19 protein-coding genes and 1 tRNA gene are annotated in these 18,454 nt (G+C 59.4%); 2 read left to right on the top strand and 18 right to left on the bottom strand.

Annotation, left to right across the window (positions count from 1 at the left end; genetic code table 11):
* Nucleotides 1–782 (bottom strand): IS1595 family transposase (locus AB5Y64_RS20390; protein ID WP_368203618.1); only part of this gene is annotated, 782 nt, incomplete at its 3' end.
* Nucleotides 783–928: 146 nt separating this feature from the next.
* Here AB5Y64_RS20390 and AB5Y64_RS20385 point away from each other — a divergent pair.
* Complete coding sequence (locus AB5Y64_RS20385) at nt 929–1,399, top strand: tetratricopeptide repeat protein (RefSeq protein ID WP_039041048.1); 471 nt, start codon at nt 929–931, stop codon at nt 1,397–1,399.
* Nucleotides 1,400–1,446: 47 nt separating this feature from the next.
* Here AB5Y64_RS20385 and AB5Y64_RS20380 read toward each other — a convergent pair.
* The 5 genes from AB5Y64_RS20380 to rpsU all read right to left on the bottom strand — a co-directional run bounded on the left by AB5Y64_RS20380 (nt 1,447) and on the right by rpsU (nt 6,348).
* Nucleotides 1,447–1,523 (bottom strand) — tRNA-Ile (locus AB5Y64_RS20380).
* A 194-nt stretch (nt 1,524–1,717) separates the two neighbouring features.
* The gene (gene rpoD / locus AB5Y64_RS20375; RefSeq protein WP_263639565.1) at nt 1,718–3,613 is read right to left on the bottom strand and encodes an RNA polymerase sigma factor RpoD; all 1,896 of its coding nucleotides are present in this window, start codon (nt 3,611–3,613) and stop codon (nt 1,718–1,720) included.
* A 183-nt stretch (nt 3,614–3,796) separates the two neighbouring features.
* A complete protein-coding gene (gene dnaG / locus AB5Y64_RS20370) occupies nt 3,797–5,584 on the bottom strand; it encodes a DNA primase (protein WP_010675617.1) in 1,788 nt (595 codons plus the stop codon).
* 89 nt (nt 5,585–5,673) lie between these two features.
* Complete coding sequence (locus tag AB5Y64_RS20365; RefSeq protein ID WP_010675618.1) at nt 5,674–6,117, bottom strand: GatB/YqeY domain-containing protein; 444 nt, start codon at nt 6,115–6,117, stop codon at nt 5,674–5,676.
* Nucleotides 6,118–6,132: 15 nt separating this feature from the next.
* Nucleotides 6,133–6,348 carry a 30S ribosomal protein S21 gene (rpsU, locus tag AB5Y64_RS20360; RefSeq protein ID WP_005309452.1) on the bottom strand — a complete coding sequence of 72 codons (216 nt, stop codon included), beginning with the start codon at nt 6,346–6,348 and terminating at the stop codon, nt 6,133–6,135.
* A gap of 179 nt (nt 6,349–6,527) precedes the next feature.
* On the opposite strand from rpsU, the gene tsaD reads away from it, so the two are divergent.
* Nucleotides 6,528–7,541 carry a tRNA (adenosine(37)-N6)-threonylcarbamoyltransferase complex transferase subunit TsaD gene (tsaD, locus tag AB5Y64_RS20355; protein WP_010675619.1) on the top strand — a complete coding sequence of 338 codons (1,014 nt, stop codon included), beginning with the start codon at nt 6,528–6,530 and terminating at the stop codon, nt 7,539–7,541.
* Between the two features lie 73 nt (nt 7,542–7,614).
* On the opposite strand, the gene rpoS is transcribed toward tsaD, so the two are convergent.
* The 12 genes from rpoS to mazG all read right to left on the bottom strand — a co-directional run bounded on the left by rpoS (nt 7,615) and on the right by mazG (nt 18,446).
* Nucleotides 7,615–8,598, bottom strand: a complete 984-nt coding sequence (rpoS, locus tag AB5Y64_RS20350; RefSeq protein WP_010675620.1) for an RNA polymerase sigma factor RpoS — start codon at nt 8,596–8,598, stop codon at nt 7,615–7,617.
* A gap of 46 nt (nt 8,599–8,644) precedes the next feature.
* Nucleotides 8,645–9,715, bottom strand: coding sequence for a LysM peptidoglycan-binding domain-containing protein (locus AB5Y64_RS20345; protein WP_039041047.1), 1,071 nt, complete (start codon nt 9,713–9,715; stop codon nt 8,645–8,647).
* Between the two features lie 9 nt (nt 9,716–9,724).
* Nucleotides 9,725–10,306 carry a YqaA family protein gene (locus AB5Y64_RS20340; protein WP_039041046.1) on the bottom strand — a complete coding sequence of 194 codons (582 nt, stop codon included), beginning with the start codon at nt 10,304–10,306 and terminating at the stop codon, nt 9,725–9,727.
* Nucleotides 10,303–10,920: a protein-L-isoaspartate(D-aspartate) O-methyltransferase gene (locus AB5Y64_RS20335; protein ID WP_010675623.1), complete on the bottom strand. Its 618-nt coding sequence runs from the start codon at nt 10,918–10,920 to the stop codon at nt 10,303–10,305. Before AB5Y64_RS20335 ends, AB5Y64_RS20340 begins: the two co-directional genes overlap by 4 nt.
* Nucleotides 10,921–10,924: 4 nt before the next feature.
* Complete coding sequence (surE, locus tag AB5Y64_RS20330) at nt 10,925–11,686, bottom strand: 5'/3'-nucleotidase SurE (RefSeq protein ID WP_039041045.1); 762 nt, start codon at nt 11,684–11,686, stop codon at nt 10,925–10,927.
* Nucleotides 11,667–12,725, bottom strand: coding sequence for a tRNA pseudouridine(13) synthase TruD (gene truD / locus AB5Y64_RS20325; protein WP_039041049.1), 1,059 nt, complete (start codon nt 12,723–12,725; stop codon nt 11,667–11,669). The genes surE and truD overlap by 20 nt, the downstream gene beginning before the upstream one ends.
* Nucleotides 12,725–13,201, bottom strand: coding sequence for a 2-C-methyl-D-erythritol 2,4-cyclodiphosphate synthase (gene ispF / locus AB5Y64_RS20320; RefSeq protein WP_010675626.1), 477 nt, complete (start codon nt 13,199–13,201; stop codon nt 12,725–12,727). The genes truD and ispF overlap by 1 nt, the downstream gene beginning before the upstream one ends.
* A 58-nt stretch (nt 13,202–13,259) precedes the next feature.
* Nucleotides 13,260–13,991, bottom strand: a complete 732-nt coding sequence (ispD, locus tag AB5Y64_RS20315) for a 2-C-methyl-D-erythritol 4-phosphate cytidylyltransferase (protein WP_039041044.1) — start codon at nt 13,989–13,991, stop codon at nt 13,260–13,262.
* Nucleotides 13,984–14,301 carry a cell division protein FtsB gene (ftsB, locus tag AB5Y64_RS20310; RefSeq protein ID WP_010675628.1) on the bottom strand — a complete coding sequence of 106 codons (318 nt, stop codon included), beginning with the start codon at nt 14,299–14,301 and terminating at the stop codon, nt 13,984–13,986. Before ftsB ends, ispD begins: the two co-directional genes overlap by 8 nt.
* A 177-nt stretch (nt 14,302–14,478) precedes the next feature.
* On the bottom strand, nt 14,479–15,780 hold the full coding sequence (eno, locus tag AB5Y64_RS20305) for a phosphopyruvate hydratase (protein WP_039041043.1): 1,302 nt from the start codon (nt 15,778–15,780) through the stop codon (nt 14,479–14,481).
* Nucleotides 15,781–15,869: 89 nt separating this feature from the next.
* Nucleotides 15,870–17,507: a glutamine hydrolyzing CTP synthase gene (pyrG, locus tag AB5Y64_RS20300; RefSeq protein WP_039041042.1), complete on the bottom strand. Its 1,638-nt coding sequence runs from the start codon at nt 17,505–17,507 to the stop codon at nt 15,870–15,872.
* Nucleotides 17,508–17,648: 141 nt separating this feature from the next.
* Nucleotides 17,649–18,446, bottom strand: a complete 798-nt coding sequence (mazG, locus tag AB5Y64_RS20295; protein ID WP_039041041.1) for a nucleoside triphosphate pyrophosphohydrolase — start codon at nt 18,444–18,446, stop codon at nt 17,649–17,651.
* Nucleotides 18,447–18,454 lie beyond the last annotated feature (8 nt).

Genomic DNA, 18,454 nt, shown 5'->3' with positions numbered 1-18,454 from the left:
ACATGCTGGATGTGGTATGCCCCAATGACTCGCTCACCTCGACGGTTGTACACCACCTGATGTGTTATGCCCCGCGCTTGGCTGAAACTGGCATACACCCCTGCACCATCACTGCAGAGCACTGCATCGGGCGCGATGAGTGGCTGCAACACCGCTTTCACCGTCTGCGCATCCAGCCTTTCCAGCTGAAAGTCGGCTTGATGGCCCGCCCTGTCCTGCACCACCATCACCGGGATGTAATCCCGCCCGGTCCCCCGGGTACGCCCTTTCCCGCCACGATGTCTTGCCGGACGAGGCAACCCTCGCTGCCCCTTGAACGATTCGAGGAAGAAGGTTTCATCCACTTCCACAATGCCTTCTTCCCGTGTTGCCTGGTGGTTTGCCATCGCCTTCAGGAAGCGGTGACGCCACAAGAAGGCGGTGTTCTTGCAAACACCGCAGCGGACGGCGGCCTGGCGGACAGTGAGCCCGTCGATGAGAGCCTGGGCGTAGTCCTCCCAATGCTCAGCCTTACGTAATCTGGCCAAAGGCGTCTTGGTGAGGAGGGAGCTGGTTCGCCGACACTGCTTACAACGGTAACGACGCAGCCCACGGCTCCAGCCCCAGGGGGCCAGCTGGGTGGCATCCGCCTGGCAGTGGGGACAGCCGCAGCATGTGGGTAACTGGGCATGGAGGGACGTAATCGGGTGTGGAGCGGCGAGCTCATGCTGAGCGACACGGCGCTGACGCAGAGTAAGTAATGGAAAGAGGGACAACAGGTGTTGGAAGGCTGGCGTATCCATGATGAAGGTCCTTGCGGTGATGACCTACTTCCAGATTAGCCTTCCAACACATAATTGGGACAGCGCCTTTTTCATGGCCCCATGACCCGTTCCCCGCCAGCCTGTTGGCAGGCATACTGCTCCTTCATCCCCATGCAGGAGCACATATGAAACAGTTGAACACCCTCAAGGCCGAGGGACGGATCGAGGAAGCCCGTCAGCACGGTCTGCTGCAACTCATCGCGCACCCGGCCCACGCCGAGCTGCATTACGAAGTGGCCGGACTGCACGACATGCTGGGGCGAGAGGCACAGGCCATTCCCCTCTATCAGAAGGCCGTGTCGCTGGGGCTTGGCGAGTCGTCGCTGCGCGGAGCCCTGCTTGGACTAGGCAGCTCCTATCGCACCACAGGCCGTCATGCCGAGGCGCTGGCCACCTTTGACGAGGCCCTGTCCCGCTTCCCCGATGCCGTGGAGTTCAAGGTGTTTCGTGCCATGACCTGCTACAACCTGGGGCGCAGCAAGGAGGGAATGGAGACGCTGCTGGGGATCCTCGCGACCACCACCACGGATCCCGCCCTGTTCCCCTACCGGCGCGCCATGGCACTCTATGCCGAGGATCTGGACAGGCGCTGGTGAGCGCCAGAAACGACAAAGCCGCTCAAAAGAGCGGCTTTGTCTGAAAATGGTGGCCCCTGGGGGACTTGAACCCACGACCAATCGATTATGAGTCGACTGCTCTGACCAACTGAGCTAAGGGGCCATTGATGCTGGTTAGCGGCGTGGATTATAGGGGATGGCGGATACCCCGTCCATAGTCAGATCAAACACTTGGCGAGATTTCATCCATATTCAAGCGGTTCCATGACCCCTCTTCACGCCCATGCCAGCACGGATAAAACAAAGCCCCGCATGGCGGGGCTTTTTGTTGCAATGTCAGGCTGACAGAACTCGGGACTACTCGTCCAGGAAACTGCGCAGCACTTCCGAGCGGCTCGGATGGCGCAGTTTGCGCAGGGCCTTGGCTTCGATCTGACGGATACGCTCACGGGTGACGTCGAACTGCTTGCCCACTTCCTCGAGGGTGTGGTCAGTGTTCATGTCGATACCGAAGCGCATGCGCAGTACCTTGGCCTCCCGTGCGGTCAGACCGGCCAGCACTTCGCGGGTCGCGTTGCGCAGGCTCTCGCTGGTGGCCGCATCCGCTGGCAGAGCCAGGGTGGTATCTTCGATGAAGTCACCCAAGTGGGAGTCTTCATCATCACCGATGGGCGTCTCCATGGAGATGGGCTCCTTGGCGATTTTCAGTACCTTACGGATCTTGTCTTCCGGCATGCCCATACGCATGGCCAGCTCTTCCGGGTTCGGTTCACGACCCATCTCCTGCAGCATCTGGCGGGAGATACGGTTGAGCTTGTTGATGGTCTCGATCATGTGCACCGGGATACGGATGGTACGGGCCTGATCCGCGATGGAGCGGGTAATGGCCTGACGGATCCACCAGGTGGCATAGGTCGAGAACTTGTAGCCGCGACGATATTCGAACTTGTCGACCGCCTTCATCAGACCGATGTTACCCTCCTGGATCAGATCCAGGAACTGCAGACCGCGGTTGGTATACTTCTTGGCGATGGAGATAACCAGACGCAAGTTAGCCTCAACCATCTCTTTCTTCGCACGGCGGGCTTTGGCCTCACCAATGCTCATGCGGCGGTTGATATCCTTGATCTGGGCAATCGACAGACCGGTCTCTTCTTCGATCTGCTGCAGCTTGCCGATGGAACGCAGGACTTCTTCGTCCATCTCGAGCAGGCGGGGAGACCACGCCTTGCCGGCCTGCTTCTGGTATTCGAACCAGGCAGTTTCGCACTCGTTGTTGGTGAAGGCCGCGACGAAGGTCTTCTTCGGCATCTTGGCCTGCTCAACGCAGAGCTTCATGATGATGCGTTCCTGCACGCGGACACGCTCCATCATCTCCCGCATGTTGTTGACCAGGCGATCGAACTGCTTGGGCATCAGGCGGAATTGACGGAAGACATCGGCCAGCTGGGCGATGGCATTCTGGGTGTCGTCGTGGGCACGGCCATTCTGCTGAATGGAGAGACGAGTCACCTCGTACTGGGCACGCAGTTCGCCGAATTTCTCGCGAGCGACTTCCGGATCCGGGCCACCGTCGCCGTCATCGTCGGAGTTGTCACCGTCTTCGTCTTCGTCCTCATCTTCGTCTTCGTCTTCGTCGGCGAGGTCGTCCTCGCTGAGTTCGGAGCCGATATGAGTGGCGGTCGGTGCCACGTCATCCACTTCGTTCGGATCGATGAAGCCGGAGATGATGTCGGACAGGCGAAGCTGCTCGGCTTCGTACTTGTCGTACTGTTCGAGCAGATAGGTGATGGCTTCAGGGTACTCGGCGACGGAGCTTTGTACCTGGTTGATACCGTCTTCAATCCGCTTGGCGATGTCGATCTCGCCTTCGCGGGTCAGCAGTTCGACGGTACCCATTTCCCGCATGTACATGCGGACGGGATCGGTCGTGCGACCAATCTCAGATTCAACTGATGCCAGAGCCTGGGCCGCTGCTTCGGCAGCGTCCTCATCGGCGGTACCACCTTCAGCCATGATAAGGTCATCGGCATCCGGAGCGTTTTCAACCACTTGAATGCCCATATCGTTGATCATCTGGATGATGTCTTCGATCTGGTCTGAATCGACAATGTCTTGCGGGAGGTGATCGTTCACCTCGGCATAGGTCAGGTAGCCCTGTTCTTTACCTTTGGCAACGAGGAGTTTAAGCTGAGACTGCGGGGTTTGCTCCATAGAACTCATCCGGTTGGTGTTGCTAGGTTGCGCGTACAGTGCGCTGCTGCGCAAATAGCCAATTCTAATAGAAAACCGCCAGACATGCTATGTCTGGTTGCGGCGTCGGTCATGAGAAACCCCTGCCCGCAGTGTTGTCGGGGCCAGGTGGTTATAAAGTGTTTGCTTTCAATCCCGTCGATTCGGGCAACGCTATTCATATTGGGACTGCTCACTCAAATATCAAGCCCCACTCTCATTTCTTTTCTCAATCTGCACCTCTCTGATCAGCATCATCAGCTCCTGAGTTTCCTCAGAGCTTAGCCCTTCCTGCGCCACCTTGGCCTGCAATTCTTCGATCCGTTGCTTCAGGAAAAGGTTGATGAAACCGACAAAAGTATCCTGCAATTCTCCCAGAATATCGGGCTCCTGGTCGAGCTTTACCTCTTCAAACAGGTCATGCATCGCCAGCTGGGCAAGTATTTCTCCCTCTTTTGTGCCGCGCCAATGCTCCAGCAGGATACCCGTTGTCACTCCCGGCTGGATCAGGATCTGCTGGTGCAGTTGCAGCAGGAAAGGGATCCCCTGCAGGCGCAGCCCGGCCAACTCGGGCATGGCCGGCAGCTCGGCGGTGATCGCCGGATACTGCACCATCAGGGCCAGAGCCCTGCGGATCGGCGTCAGTTTGGTCGCCTTGGGTTTGTTAACTTCCGCCTTGGGCTGGCTGTTGCGGGCAAACAGCTCGGCAATCCGCTGCTTGTTTTCTCCCCAGCGCATCATGCTGGAAAGTCGGGTAATCAACCCCTCGCGAGTGAAACCTTCCGGTACCCGACGAATCAGCTCGGCGGCCTTGTTGGCCACTTCAAACTTGCCTGCCTCACCGGAAAGAGCCGCATCGCGCCCGAGGCGTTCGAACATGAAATCCGCAAACGACTGGGCCTTGTCGAGCAGCGCTTCGAACCCCTCCTTGCCGATCTGGCGTACCAGCGAGTCGGGATCCTCGCCATCCGGCAAAAAGACGAACTTGAGTTCACGGCCGTCCTGCAGGTGGGAGAGCGCGTTATCCAGCGCCCGCCAGGCCGCTTCCCGACCGGCGTTGTCGCCGTCGTAGCAACAGACCACCTCTGCCGTGGTACGGAACAGGGTGTGGATGTGATCGCTGGTGGTCGCAGTCCCCAGTGCCGCCACCGCATAGTCGATGTCGTACTGGCCGAGCGCCACCACATCCATGTAGCCTTCCACCACAAGGATCCGGCGCGGATCCTTGTGTGCCTGCTTGACCTCATAAAGGCCGAACAACTCCCGCCCCTTGTGGAAGATGGGGGTTTCGGGGGAGTTCAGGTACTTGGGCGTGCCATCCCCCAGCACTCGGCCACCGAAGCCGATGACCCGGCCACGCTTGTCACGGATCGGGAACATGATGCGATCGCGGAAACGATCGTAGCTGCCCGGGCCGCTGTCACGGGGGATCAGCATACCGCCCGAAATCAGCAGTTGTTCGTGATCCCTACTGGCGCCAAAGCGGCGACGCACCTGATCCCAGTCCCCAGGGGCATAACCGATGTTGAAGCGCTTGACCACCTCGCCAGTCAGGCCCCGGCCTTTCAGATACTCCACCGCCTGAGGCGCGTTCTTGAGATTGCTCTCGTAGAAGCGCGCAATCTGGTTCATCAGCTCGAACAGATCCTTGCTGACGGCTGGTTGGCTATGGCTTGATCCACCCGCCGTTTGCTCACGGGGGACCTGCATACCGTGCAGGCTTGCCAGCTCTTCGATGGCATCGGGGAATTCCAGGCCGTCGTACTCCATGACAAAGCCGATGGCATTGCCGTGGGCACCACAACCGAAACAGTGATAGAACTGCTTCTCCTGGCTGACGGTAAAGGAGGGGCTTTTTTCGTTATGAAAAGGGCAGCAAGCCTGGTAGTTCTTACCGGCTTTCTTCAACCGCACACGGGAGTCGATCAACTCGACTATGTCCGTGCGTACGAGCAGATCATCGATAAAGGATTGCGGGATCCTGCCAGCCATAACCGTCCTGTTTCATTGCATAGGAAATAAAAAAGCCGCGCATTCCAATGGGAAGCACGGCTTCTTCGACCAAACAAGAGAGTTGCCTGTTACGCCAAGCGGGTTTTCACCTGAGCACTGACGGCGCCGACATCGGCACGCCCCTGAATTTTTGGCTTCAAGACAGCCATGACTTTACCCATGTCAGCCATGACGGCAGCACCACTTTCAGTGATGGCTTGCTCGATCAGGGCGGCAATTTCGTCTGCGGTCAGCTGTTGTGGCAGGAACTCCTGCAGCACAACGATCTCGGCGGACTCTTTGTCGGCAAGATCCTGGCGACCGGCAGCTTCAAACTGGCTGATGGAATCGCGACGCTGTTTGACCATTTTGGTCACGACAGCGAGGATCTCTTCATCATTGAGCTCGACACGGGTATCGACTTCACGCTGCTTGATTTCTGCCATCAACAAGCGGATAGCACCCAACCGAGGCTTGTCTTTGGCAAGCATGGCGAGCTTTTGCTGATCCTTGAGTTGATCCTTCAGAGACACGGCATGATCCCTTGATTAGTACAGGCGGATACGACGTGCGTTTTCGCGGGACAGCTTCTTGGCGTGACGCTTGACAGCGGACGCTTTGGCACGCTTGCGAATGGTAGTCGGCTTCTCGTAGAACTCACGGCTACGAACTTCGGACAGGATACCGGCCTTTTCGCAAGAACGCTTGAAGCGACGCAGAGCAACGTCAAACGGCTCATTTTCACGGACTTTGATTACTGGCATGTGCCTTTCACCTCAGTGATAAATTGTTAGCTGACCTTCAATCGATCAGCATGTCTTAAAATGGTGCGAAATTATACTCTGGACAGGGAATGAAAGTAAACCCGCAGAGATCGCTCTGGTTTAAAAAACCCGCGAAGGTTACCATAGCCGTCTCATTTTAGCAGTGAAATTTTTTAGCAATGCGTGTATTGGGCATAGAGACATCCTGTGACGAAACCGGGATCGCGATCTTCGATGATCAAAAAGGGATCCTTTCCCACCAGTTGTACAGCCAGGTCAAGCTGCATGCGGACTACGGCGGCGTCGTTCCCGAGCTCGCCAGCCGGGACCATGTACGCAAGACGATCCCCTTGATCCAGGCCGCCTTGAAAGAGGCCGGACTTGGCAAGGATGACATCGATGGCATCGCCTATACCGCGGGGCCAGGTCTGGTTGGCGCCATCCTGGTCGGGGCGACCATAGGCCGCTCGCTGGCCATGGCCTGGGACAAGCCGGCCATCGCCGTACACCACATGGAAGGCCACCTGCTGGCCCCCATGCTGGAAGAGCGAGCCCCCGAGTTTCCCTTCGTGGCGCTCTTGGTTTCCGGCGGCCACTCCATGCTGGTCCGGGTCGACGGCATCGGCAGCTACCAGCTGCTGGGCGAATCGATCGACGATGCCGCCGGTGAGGCGTTCGACAAGACCGCCAAGCTGATGGGTCTGGACTATCCCGGTGGTCCACTGCTCTCCCGGCTGGCAGAAAAGGGCACCACTGGGCGCTTCACCTTCCCCCGTCCCATGACCGATCGCCCAGGGCTCGACATGAGCTTCTCCGGCCTCAAGACCTTTGCCGCCAATACCATAGCAGCCAATGGCGACGACGAGCAGACCCGTGCCGACATCGCCCGGGCGTTTGAGGATGCGGTGGTCGACACCCTGGCCATCAAGTGCCGTCGTGCCCTGAAAGAGACCGGCCTCAATCGTCTGGTCGTGGCAGGCGGCGTCAGCGCCAACCGTCATCTGCGCGCCCAGCTGGCCGAGCTGATGGAGAGCCTCAAAGGTGAAGTCTTCTACCCGCGCACCGAATACTGCACCGACAACGGCGCCATGATCGCCTATGCCGGCATGCAACGCCTGAAGGCGGGAGTCTTCGAACCCCTCGTCGTCAAGGCCGTGCCGCGCTGGCCGCTGGACACTCTGGATCCGGTATGATCCGGAAGATCCACGACAAAAAGAAAGGGGCCTGTGGCCCCTTTTTCATCTTGATGACGGTATTCATACCCGTTTAGTTGGTGCGGAACAGCGCTTCGATGGAGAGTCCCTGCCCCAGCAGGATCTCCCGCAAGCGGCGCAACCCTTCCACCTGGATCTGACGCACCCGCTCGCGGGTCAAACCAATCTCGGCACCCACGTCTTCCAGGGTGGCCGGTTCATAGCCGAGCAGACCGAAACGGCGGGCCAGCACTTCGCGCTGCTTGGGATTCAGCTCCTCCAGCCAGTGCACTATGCTGCTGCGCATGTCATCTTCCTGGGACTCCAGCTCGGGCCCCATGCCGCGCTCGTCGGAAAGCACATCCAGCAACGCCTTGTCGCGATCGCCACCAATGGGAGTATCCACCGAGGTGATCTTCTCGTTGAGCTTGAGCATGCGATTCACATCGTCCACAGAGCGATCCAGTGCAGAGGCGATATCCTCGGCGGTCGGCTCATGGTCGAGGCGATGGGAAAGCTCGCGCGCAGTGCGCAGATAGACGTTCAGCTCCTTGACCACATGGATGGGCAGACGAATGGTCCGGGTCTGGTTCATGATGGCCCGCTCTATGGTCTGGCGGATCCACCAGGTGGCATAGGTAGAGAAACGGAAGCCTCGCTCGGGGTCAAACTTCTCGACCGCGCGAATAAGACCGAGGTTGCCCTCTTCGATGAGATCCAGCAGCACCAGGCCGCGGTTGTTGTAGCGCCGGGCAATCTTGACCACTAGGCGCAGGTTGGATTCAATCATGCGCTTGCGCGCCGCTTTGTCGCCACGCAGGGCACGGCGGGCGTAGTAGACTTCCTCTTCGGCCGTGAGCAAGGGGGAGAAGCCTATCTCCCCCAGATAGAGCTGGGTGGCGTCCATTACCTTGTTCAGCTCTGGCGCCATCAGTTCATCGGAAATGGTCTCTTCGGCTTCGGCCGCCACTTCCTGAACCTCTTCTTCCTCCTGAACCTCCAGCTCCTCGTCGAACTCTAACTCTGCATCCTGCATTACCAGTTGTTCTTGGCTCATGATATCTCTCCCTGACCTACACCAGAGTAAGACTCAGCTCTCTGAGTTAACGCTTTGGCAAATAGCCCATCGGGTTGATCGACTTGCCTTTGTACCGGATTTCAAAGTGCAAGCGCACATCCGGCGCATCCGTGCTACCCATATTGGCGATAACCGCTCCGCCCTTCACGGTGTCTCCCTCCTTGACCCTCAACTCATCGTTGTGAGCGTAGGCGGAGAGGTAGTCATCGTTGTGCTTGAGAATTATCAGCTTGCCATAACCTCGCAGTGCACTGCCCGCATAGACCACTTTGCCGCTGCTCGCAGCGTAAATGGGTTGGCCCTTCTGGCCGGAAATGTCGATGCCCTTGTTGCCTTGTTCCGCAACGGAGAAGCCTTCAACGATCCGCCCTTTGGTCGGCCAATGCCAGGAGAGTGTTGACGAGGAACTGACGGTTTTTTGTTCTTTAGCCTGAGCGTATGCTGTTGACGAGGCAGGAGCAATCGTTTTCTGAGCAATAAATGGTGTGGTCGTACCTGCCGGAGCCGTGGCCAGGGGTTTGGGCCCCGTGCTGGTCACCACCGGTGTGGTTGCTGCCACCATCTGACCACCCGAGGAACCCGAGCCCCCCACATTGAGCACCTGGCCCACGTGCAATGCATAAGGAGCCTGGAGGTTGTTGCGCTGGGCCAAGGCCTGGTTGGAAAGACCGAACTGGCGACCGATGCTGCTCAATGTATCGCCACGGCGCACCTCGTAACTACCAGACCCCGTCACGCTGCCACGACTGACAGGGCTGCCGACGGTTGCCACCGCCATGGGGGCGGAAGCGCCATCGAGCCTGAGCTGCTGGCCGGGATAAATGTTATAGGGGGGAGTGATGCCATTGATGCTGATAAGCGAAGCCACATCCATGCCAGAACGAAATGCAATGGAGTAGAGAGTGTCTCCTTTGACCACGGTGTACCCGTTGCCTGCAATGCCGGGCTTGGTCATACCTTGACGCACGGGGATGGTCGAAGCGACCTGATCATTGCCCAGGCTGTGCACCGGAGCCGCAGTCTTGCTGGAGGAACAGGCAAGCAGCAGCCATGACAACACGACGACACCGCTACCTTGCCAAACACGCGAACACATAGTGGATCCTTAACGACTAAACCAGAAATAGGCCGCAACGGCCAAACCAATACAGAGCCAGCCCAGCACATCCACATAGTGCATCAGCTTGCGCTCCATCTTCTCGCCGCCCCAGCGCATCAGACCTGCAACCAGGAAGAAGCGCATGCCACGACCGATCAGCGAGGTCAGGATGAAAGGCAACAGTGCCATGTGGAGCAAGCCAGCCGTGACGGTAAACACCTTGTAGGGGATCGGCGTGAAGCTGGCAATAAAAATAACCCAGATGCCCCACTGCGCGAACCACTGCTCGGCCAGGGCAATCTTGTCCTCATAGCCAACCGAGGTCACCAGCGGCTGCACCACTGGCTCCCACAGGGCATAGCCGAGCAGATAACCAAACAGGGCGCCCAGCACCGACAAGAGGGTAGCCAGCGCGGCATAGTGCCAGGCGCGATGAGGTTTGCCGAGCGCCATGGGCGCCAGCATCACATCCACCGGGATGGGCCAGAAGATGGATTCAATAAAGGCGGTGATGGCCAGATACCAGGGGGCATACTTGTGGCGTGCCCACTGCATCACCAGAACATAAAGGCGGGAAAACAACTTCACTCGACATCTCCGTCAATCAGGGGAACGAAACGTACCGGCTCCAGAATCCGGCTGGTGAGCTGGGAGCCCGATCGCTCGATGAGCTGCAGGGTCTGCTGGCCATCACCCACCGGCAACACCAGACGACCACCATCAGCCAGCTGATCGGTCAGGGCCTTGGGGACCTCACTGGCCGCCGCCGTCACCAGAATGGCGTCGAAAGGGCCCTTGTTGGGCCAACCTAGCCACCCATTGCCGTGCTTGGCCGACACATTGTGCAGATCGAGCTGGCGCAATCTGCGCCGGGCCTGAAACTGCAGCGACTTGATCCGCTCCATGGTGTAGACATGCTCCACCAGGTGGGCCAGTACCGCCGTCTGGTAGCCCGATCCCGTCCCGATCTCCAGCACATGGGCCGGATCGTTCTGGATCAGCAGCTCGGTCATGCGCGCCACGATGTAAGGCTGGGAGATGGTCTGCCCATGGCCGATGGGCAGGGCCGTATTGTCCCAGGCCTTGTGGGCCATGGCCTCGTCCACAAACAGCTGGCGCGGCACCTTCGCGATCGCCGCCAATACGCGGAAATCGCGGACATCCTGGGCAATCAGTTGATTCAACAGGCGCTGTACTATCACAACGTCATCCCTGCAGATCCAGCCACGCGCCCAGGGTCGACAGACTGCCGTAGGCCGTCATGTCGATGGTCAGGGGAGTGATGGAGACATAACCCTGCTCGATGGCGGCAAAGTCCGTTCCCTCTCCCGCATCCTGCTGGTTGCCGGGGGGACCAATCCAGTAGACCGGCTGACCACGGGGATCCTCGGTGCGGATCACCGACTCCGCCCGGTGGCGATTGCCAAGGCGGGTCACCCTGATCCCCTTGATCTGCTCGAGCGGCAGGTCCGGCACATTCACGTTGAGGATCTGATCCGCAGGCAACGGATGCACCATCAGCCCCCGCACCAGCTGGGCGGCGTAGTGGGCCGCACTGGCGAAATGAGTCTTGCCCACCAGCGAAACGGCGATGGAGGGGAAACCAAGATGACGCCCTTCCGTCGCGGCCGCCACCGTCCCCGAGTAGATGACGTCATCCCCCAGGTTGGCCCCGTGATTGATACCGGCCACCACCATGTCGGGCTCAGGGCGCAGCAGTTCGTTGACCGCCAGATGAACGCAGTCGGTCGGCGTCCCCTTGACCGCATAACTCTTGATGCCGTGAAAACTGGACGCATCGAGGCGGATGACCCGCAGCGGCACTTCCAGCGTCAGGGAGTGGCTGGCACCGCTGCGGTTGCGATCCGGCGCCACCACCACGACCTCGCCACAGGCACGCAACGCCTCGCTGAGGGCGCGAATGCCCTCGGCGTGCACCCCATCGTCATTACTGACCAGAATTCGCATCGGTTGAGTTCCTGAAACCGTGATCGGCCTCTTCGGCCTGCATTAATTCGCGTACCACGCTGGTGGCAAAGGCGCCGGCCGGCAGGAAGAACGACAGGGTCAGCACCGCGTCCTCCCGTTGCCAGCTCATCTGCTCCGGCTTGAGCAGCAGCGGGCGCCTGTCCTGATCCAGCCCGGCTTTTTCCAGTCCTTCGCACCAGTCGCCATAAGGGGCCAGCACTCCTTGCTCGAACTCGGCAGCAGCGCCCTGGCTCGCCAGACGGCCACGACCCCACTGGGGAGCGGTCAGCTGCACGTCCCCGGAGGCAAGGCGTGCTTCCAGCTCGGGGGTCACGCTCTCTTCGCTGAAGATGGAGTGGCTGCCCTTGAGCATCACGCAGTCGCCGGCCAGCAGCTGATGGGCCAGTCCCTGCTCGATGCGGGCGCTGACGATGGCATTGAACAGCATGCTGCGGGCGGCGGACAGATAGAGGGAGCGCTTGTTGCGATCCTTGATCCGTTTGCCGGCGAACATCGCCTTGGCGGCCTCCAGGTTGTTGCCACCGCGGCCGAAACGCTGCTCGCCGTAGTAGTTGGGTACCCCCTGGGTTGCAATCGCCTGCAGACGGGATTCCAGCCCGTCGGCCTGCTCCAGCCCGGTGAGACGCAGGGTGAAGTGGTTGCCCTTGAGATAGCCGACCCGCAGCTTCTTGTTGTGGCGCTTCACCTCAAGGATCCGGATGTTGTCGTTCTCGATGACCGAGAGATCCGGTTCGCCCTTGCCCGGCAGATGGATGCCGAACCACTGTTCGGTCACCGCATGGCGATCTTTCAGACCAGCCCAGGTCACCGCATTGCGGGCAACCCCGGCCGCATCGGCCAGCAGGCCAGCCACCCAGGCGGTATTCTCGCCGGTTTTGCGTACCCGGACGAAGATGTGTTCCCCCTCGCCGCAAGGTGCAAACCCGAGATCTTCATTGACCACGAAGTCGGCGGCCTCGGCCTTGAGGATACCGCGAGCAGTGGGCGTCCCGTGCAGATAGGCAAGTTGTTCAAGCATCATTGTTTCACCAGCAAGACGACGGCTTCGGTAGCGATCCCTTCCTTGCGCCCCGTGAATCCAAGTTGTTCGGTGGTGGTCGCCTTGACGTTCACCCGGTTCAAATCACATTGCAGATCTGCGGCCAGCACGGCGCACATGGCGTCGATATGGGGGGCCATCTTGGGGGCCTGGGCGATGATGGTCACATCCAGGTTGCCGATGGCATAACCTGCGAGCTGCACGCGGGCAAAGACATCCCGCAGCAGGATGCGGCTGTCGATGCCCTTGAATTCGGCGGCGGTATCGGGGAAGTGGCGGCCGATGTCGCCGGCGCCGATGGCCCCCAGCAGGGCATCGCTCACCGCATGCAACACCACGTCGCCATCGGAGTGGGCCAGCAGGCCCTGTTCATAGGGCACCGCCACCCCGCCCAGCATGCAGGGACCAACCCCGCCAAACTTGTGAACATCAAAACCATGTCCGATCCGCATCATGCTTGCGCCCTCCTCAATACACGGAAATCTGTCTCATCAAAACCATGTCCGGTGCGGATCATGCCTGCTCCTCTGGGGATGAATCGGGCCGTGCCGACCGGCACGCACGTTGTTGCTGTAAATAGAGCCCAGCCAGGGAGAGATCTTCCGGCCGGGTCACCTTGATGTTGTCGGCCCGCCCTTCCACCATGCGTACGGGGAAACCGGCGCGTTCCATGGCGGAGGCTTCATCGGTGATGGCGGCGCCGAGCGCCAGCCCCTCCTCCAGCGCCCGCTTGAGGGGGCGGACCAAAAACATCTGGGGCGTCAGGGCATGCCAGAGCTGCTCGCGATCCACGGTGGCGAGGATATTGCCGGCCGCATCGGTGCGCTTCATGGTATCGCGCACCCGGCTGCCGAGGATGGCACCACCAGAGGCCATGGCGGCAGCAATGAGCGCATCGAGATCCTCGTGGGTCAGACAGGGCCGGGCGGCGTCATGCACCAGTGCCCACTCCCCTTCTGCCACGTGCAACGCATTGAGCACGGAGAAGGCGCGCTCGCTTCCCCCTTCCACTCGCAGCACCCGCGGATCGGTTGCCACGGTCAAGGTCTCAAACCAGCTGTCGTGGGGCGCCAGCGCCACGATCACACGGGCGATGGCGGGATGGGAGAGCAGACGCTCCAGGGTGTGCTCCAGAATGCATTTCCCTGCCAGGGACAGGTACTGCTTGGGGCAACTTGCCCCCATGCGACTGCCAATACCGGCAGCCGGGACGATGGCGGTCAGGCCGCTCAGGCTATCAGTCATCGTAGGGGGCACCATCAGGCTCCGTCACCTGATCCTTTTCTTTGGGAATGATTCGGTAGAAGGTCTCGCCCTGCTTGATGTAGCCAAGATCGTTGCGCGACAACTCCTCGATGGCCTCAAGGCCAGAAGTAAGATCGTCGATTTCCCGGTAAATCAGGCTGTTGCGGTCCTTGAGTACCAGGTTGTCCTGTTGCTGCCGCTCGATGGCGGTGGAGAGTTCCCGATAGTCGGAGAGGCCGTTTTTCCCCAGCCAGAGGTCATATTGCAGCCCTCCCAACAGGAGGAGCAGGATAAGAGTGAGTAGCCGCATGCACTGAGTCTCCTTCAAGCGGCCTAGTTTCCCATATTCGCAGGCAAGACAAAAGAAAGCCTGTGTGCCGGATGGGTTGGTCGGAATAAAAAATGCAGGTCGCACACGCCCATAAGCGCAGAACGAAAAAGCCCCGCCAGATGGCGGGGCTTTGTGAAGCATGAACGCAGGCGAAAATTAAGCCTGGTTCTTCACTTCTTTCAGACCACGGAACGGAGCCTTGGCACCCAGGGCTTCTTCGATACGGATCAGCTGGTTGTACTTGGCAACACGGTCAGAACGGCTCATGGAACCGGTCTTGATCTGGCCAGCAGCGGTACCCACAGCCAGGTCGGCGATGGTCGCGTCTTCGGTCTCACCGGAGCGGTGGGAGATGACGGCAGTGTAGCCAGCGTCTTTGGCCATCTTGATGGCAGCCAGAGTTTCGGTCAGGGAACCGATCTGGTTGAACTTGATCAGGATGGAGTTGGCGATGCCATTGTCGATACCGCGCTTCAGGATCTTGGTGTTGGTTACGAACAGGTCGTCACCCACGATCTGGATTTTCTTGCCCAGTTCGGCGGTCTGGTAGGCGAAGCCTTCCCAGTCGGATTCGTCCAGGCCATCTTCGATGGAGACGATCGGGAACTTGGTGGTCAGGTCAGCCAGGAAGTCGGAGAAACCGTTGGAGGTGAAGATACGACCTTCGCCCTTCAGGTTGTACTCTTTCTTCTCTGCGTCGTAGAACTCGGACGCAGCGCAGTCCATGGCCAGGGTGATGTCGGAGCCCAGTTTGTAACCGGCAGCGGCAACGGCTTCAGCGATCACTTCCAGCGCTTCGGCGTTGGATTTCAGGTTCGGAGCGAAACCACCTTCGTCACCGACGGCAGTGTTGTAGCCCTTGGACTTCAGCACTTTGGCCAGGTTGTGGAACACTTCTGCGCCCATGCGAACGGCTTCTTTCAGGGTCTTGGCGCCAACCGGCTGGATCATGAACTCCTGGATGTCGACGTTGTTGTCGGCGTGCTCACCACCGTTGATGATGTTCATCATGGGCAGCGGCATGGAGTAGACACCCGGGGTGCCATTCAGCTCGGCGATGTGGGCGTACAGCGGCATGCCTTTGGCAGCAGCGGCAGCTTTGGCGTTGGCCAGGGAAACAGCCAGGATGGCGTTGGCGCCGAACTTGGATTTGTTCTCGGTACCGTCGAGGTCGATCATGATCTGGTCGACAGTGGCCTGGTCCTTGGCATCTTTACCCAGCAGAGCCTGAGCGATCGGGCCGTTGACGGCTTCGATGGCTTTCAGCACGCCTTTACCCAGGAAACGGCTCTTGTCGCCGTCACGCAGTTCCAGCGCTTCGCGGGAACCGGTGGACGCGCCAGACGGAGCGGCTGCCATACCAACAAAACCACCTTCCAGGTGAACTTCGGCCTCAACGGTCGGGTTACCACGGGAGTCGATGATTTCACGACCGATCACTTTAACGATCTTGGACATGTGTATTTCCTCAGGTTTCGTAAAAAAACAACAAAAATATGCCAAAAAAAGCGGCTGTGGCACAGAGCCCCAACCGCATTTATTTTCAATTACTTCAAATTACGCTTCTGATACTCGCCCGCCGCCTTCACAAAACCGGCGAACAGGGCGTGACCATCACGGGGAGTCGAGGTGAACTCCGGGTGGAACTGCGCGGCCACGAACCAGGGGTGATCCGGGATCTCGATGATTTCCACCAGCTTCTTGTCGGCGGAGAGACCGGTCACCTTCAGACCTGCCGCTTCAATCTGCGGCAGCAGCTTGTTGTTCACTTCATAACGGTGACGGTGGCGCTCGTAAATGGTCGGGCTGCCGTACATCTGACGCACCTTGGAGTCTTCCACCAGGTGGCAGAGCTGGGAGCCCAGACGCATGGTACCACCCAGATCGGACTTCTCGGTCCGGGTCTCGACGTTGCCTTCGTCATCCACCCACTCGGTGATGAGACCGACCACGGGGTAAGGGCTGTCTTTCTTGAACTCGGAGGAGTGAGCCCCTTCCATGCCCGCCACGTTGCGGGCGTATTCGATCAAGGCAACCTGCATGCCCAGGCAGATACCGAGGTACGGGATCTTGTTCTCGCGGGCATATTTGGCGGCCAGGATCTTGCCTTCCACACCGCGCTCGCCGAAGCCGCCCGGTACCAGGATCGCATCCAGACCTTCCAGCAGCTCGGCGCCACGGGTCTCGATGTCCTGGGAGTCGATGTACTTGATGTTGACGGAGAGACGGGTCTTCAGGCCACCGTGCTTGAGCGCTTCGTTGACGGACTTGTAGGCGTCCGGCAGGGAGACATACTTGCCCACCATGCCGATGGTGACTTCGGCAGTCGGGTTGGCCTCTTCATAGATGACCTGTTCCCACTCGGCCAGGTCGGCTTCTTTGCACTCGATGCCGAAGCGCTCGGTGATGTAGCCGTCCAGCCCCTGGGATTTCAGCAGCGCCGGGATCTTGTAGATGGAGTCGACATCCTTCATGGAGATGACGGCGCGCTCGGGCACGTTGCAGAACAGGGCGATCTTGGCACGCTCGTTGGCCGGAATGGCGCGGTCGGAGCGGCAGATCAGCACATCCGGCTGGATACCGATGGAGAGCAGCTCTTTGACGGAGTGCTGGGTCGGCTTGGTCTTCACCTCGCCGGCGGCGGCCAGGTAAGGAACCAGGGTCAGGTGCATGAACATGGCATTGTTGCGACCCACGATGGCCGCCAGCTGACGAATGGCTTCAAGGAACGGCAGGGACTCGATGTCGCCCACGGTACCGCCCACTTCGACGATGGCAACCTGATGGCCTTCGGCACCGGCAATCACCCGCTCCTTGATGGCGTTGGTGATGTGCGGGATCACCTGGATGGTGGCGCCCAGATAGTCACCACGACGCTCCTTGCGCAGCACGTCCGCATAGATGCGGCCGGTGGTGAAGTTGTTGCGGCGGGTCATCTTGGTGCGGATGAAACGCTCGTAGTGGCCCAAATCCAGATCGGTTTCGGCCCCGTCCTCGGTTACGAACACTTCACCATGCTGGGTCGGGCTCATGGTGCCCGGATCCACGTTGATGTACGGGTCCAGTTTCATGATGGTCACATCCAGACCACGGGCTTCCAGAATGGCTGCCAGAGAAGCTGCGGCAATGCCTTTGCCGAGGGATGAAACAACGCCACCAGTCACAAAAATATATTTGGTCGTCATGCTGAACCTGAAAGAAGTTTAGGGAATTTTAAGGGGTGCTTCGGGGATGAAGCAGGACGGGGAAACAGTATACCAAAACCCCCACTCCCAAACAATGAACAAAAATCTATCAGGCTCCCCGCCGCCCCGTCTTGCGCCAAATCAACTTTGTTCGGTTTCCTTGGCCCTGTTCCAGGCCTCGTCCAGCTTCTCCAGGGAGCAATCCGTCATTTTCAGACCTTCTGCGGCAATAAAGTGTTCAACTTGACGAAAACGACGCTCAAACTTGGTGTTGGCAGCCCGCAGCACCTGCTCGGGATCCTTGCCCAGATGGCGCACCAGGTTGACGGTGGCAAACAAGAGATCGCCGAGCTCGTCGCTCACCCGCTCCTCGTCCACGTCGACCATCAGCGCCTCTTCCATCACCTCCTCGATCTCCTCGTGGATCTTGTCCACCACGGGCCCCAGCGTTTTCCAGTCGAAACCGACGGTGGCGCAGCGCTTCTGGATCTTGGCTGCCCGGGTCAGGGCAGGCAGGGAGAGGGGGATATCGTCCAGCACGCTCTCCTTGTCGAGCGCCGCACGCTCTTTGGCCTTTTCCGCCTCCCAGTTCGCTTTGACCGCCTGCTCGTCACCCAGGTCGGCATCGGAGAAGACATGGGGGTGGCGGCGAATGAGCTTCTCGCTCACGGTATCGACGATGTCGGCAAAGTCGAACAATCCCTGCTCCTTGCCGAGCTGGGCATAGAACACGACCTGGAACAGCAGATCACCGAGCTCCCCCTTCAGCCCTTGCCAATCTTCGCTCTCGATGGCATCCGCCACCTCGTAGGCCTCCTCCAGGGTGTGCGGCACTATGGTCTGGAAGCTCTGCTTGAGATCCCAGGGGCAGCCCCCGTTCGGGTCACGCAATCTGGCCATGATGTCGAGCAGTTGGGGAAGGTCGTAGCGTTGGGACATGGGCAACT

The organism is Aeromonas sp. R5-1, from assembly GCF_040908265.1.
Taxonomy (GTDB): Bacteria; Pseudomonadota; Gammaproteobacteria; order Enterobacterales; family Aeromonadaceae; genus Aeromonas; species Aeromonas caviae.
Note: the sequence above shows the minus strand (reverse complement) of the source record. Positions and strands in the feature narration are given on the sequence as shown.